Consider the following 1959-nt stretch of genomic DNA (forward strand, 5'->3'; position numbering starts at 1 on the left):
GTCAATACCGGTTACTTTCTTAACTGTCGCTTGACACTCCTGCATTTCTTTTAACGCGGCGCCGTCTTCACTATACATGACATCAATATCATGAGAGACGCCGTGACAGCCGATGGCATGTCCTTCCTGTGCTACTTTTTTAGCAATTTCAGGGTGAGCGTCAATTTGATGCTTTAACATAAAAAAAGTTGCTTTTACGTTATATTGACGCAAAGCATCTAAAATATGAAGAGTATCAGGTGTTGGGCCATCGTCAAATGTAAGGTAAACAGGCTGTGTAAGAGCTTGATTTTGATCGTTCACCGTATTTACTACATAMATATTATGATGAAGTGTATTAAGCAGCTTCTCAGGCTGTGCTGAAGATGCAGTTTCTTTCAGCGGCAACGCAGTAGATGCTAATACTTGCTGAGATGCAGCGGATTCACTTCCTTTGGCTTCTGTAATAAAAAACAAAGAAGCGACGATCACTAACACTAAAGACAAAAATGCATAAAATCGTTTGTTTGGCTTAAATCGCTGGTTCAATTTGAAAATCCTTTCTACTAAATTACTATTTACTACTATAGTACAAAAAATGGAATATTAATAGTAAAAATCGACATTTTTATAGGGAAAAATTAGATGATATGACCCGGTTTTAATCTTCTTTTTGTCAAATGGAGAAGAAGAATGGGACAACAATAAGGATTTGAAGAGTGAGTAGCTAGATTTTTCCTGGTTTTTATAGTATGCTTTTAGCGTGAATGATTGTTAGGAGGAATGTTAATATGTCAATGGCATATGAAGAATATATGCGTCAGTTAGTTAAACCAATGCGTCAAGAATTAACTCAAGCTGGTTATGAAGAATTAACAACAGAGGAAGCCGTAGTTGATTTTATGGAAAACGTAGAAGGAACAACTTTTGTTGTCGTTAATTCAGTTTGTGGATGCGCTGCCGGTTTAGCACGTCCTGCAGCAACGCAAGCGTACTTACAGTCTGAGCAAAAACCAGATCAAGTGGTAACTGTTTTTGCCGGCCAAGATAAGGAAGCAACAGCTAAAATGCGTGAATATTTTGGTGACATTGAGCCTTCATCACCGTCTATGGCGCTTTTAAAAGGAAAAGAAGTCGTTCATTTTATTCCTCGACATGAAATTGAAGGTCAGCCTTTAGAAGTTATTTTTGAAAACATTTTAAATGGCTTTAAGCAGCACTGTTCATAAAATGTTCTGCTTTTGTCACATCTAGTATATAGATTTTTAGAGAAAAATCGCATATACTTTATAAGAAAAAGGATGTCTATCGGCATCCTTTTTCTTTATGTAAATAGCCAAACAGTGTAGGGGGAGTTATGAAAGTGATTGTTACGACTGCTGGTCGAACAAATGAACAGATGATTGCAAAAGCCAAACAAGTAGCCGCTGATTTAAGTATACCTTTTGTAGTAAGAGAGAAGAAATCCGTTGCAGATCTTCAGAATCTTCAAGCTGCAGACGTGCTGGTTGTCGGTAAGAATAGAGTAGAATTGCATGTCCAAAATGAAGAGGAACCTATTTTTTTTCATCCAAATTCCGCTATGTTTAGAGTGAAGAGATGGCTGCGAGGAGAACCTGATCCGTTTATTGAAGCTGCTAGTTTGGAAAAAGGAATGAGCGTGCTTGACTGTACACTTGGTCTTGCATCGGATAGTATGATGGCGAGCGCAGCGGTAGGGAAAAGCGGGAAAGTTGTCGGACTAGAAGGCAACCGCTATGTAGCTTATTTAGTCAAACAAGGACTTTTAAATTGGGAAAGTGACGTACAAGAGTTGAACGATGCAATGAAGCGTATAAACGTGGTTCATCAAAATTTCGAATCGTTTTTGGCGTGTTGTGAAGATAATTCTTTTGATGTTGTCTACTTTGATCCTATGTTTCAAGAGCAAATTGATGAATCGAATGGAATTAACGGTATTAAAGCAATAGCACTGTATAC

The 1959-nt window shown here is 37.8% G+C and carries 3 protein-coding genes; 2 read left to right on the forward strand and 1 reads right to left on the reverse strand.

Features of this window, described 5'->3' with window-relative positions; all coding sequences use genetic code 11:
- Nucleotides 1-528: polysaccharide deacetylase family protein (locus AC1DRF_RS25105; RefSeq protein ID WP_477741971.1), on the reverse strand; the 528-nt coding region annotated here is incomplete at its 3' end.
- A 242-nt stretch (nt 529-770) separates the two neighbouring features.
- Between AC1DRF_RS25105 and AC1DRF_RS25110 the strand changes: the two genes are divergently transcribed.
- Entirely contained in the window at nt 771-1208 is a 438-nt protein-coding gene (locus AC1DRF_RS25110; RefSeq protein ID WP_013056693.1) for a BrxA/BrxB family bacilliredoxin, read from the forward strand.
- Nucleotides 1209-1336: 128 nt separating this feature from the next.
- The coding region (locus AC1DRF_RS25115; protein ID WP_477741972.1) for a class I SAM-dependent methyltransferase at nt 1337-1959 on the forward strand (623 nt) is incomplete at its 3' end.

This window comes from Priestia sp. P5_B4 (assembly GCF_056400385.1).

Excerpts from the sequence above, each read along its gene's own strand:
- AC1DRF_RS25110 (WP_013056693.1), top strand. The coding sequence starts at position 771 with ATGTCAATGGCATATGAAGAATATATGCGTCAGTTAGTTAAACCAATG.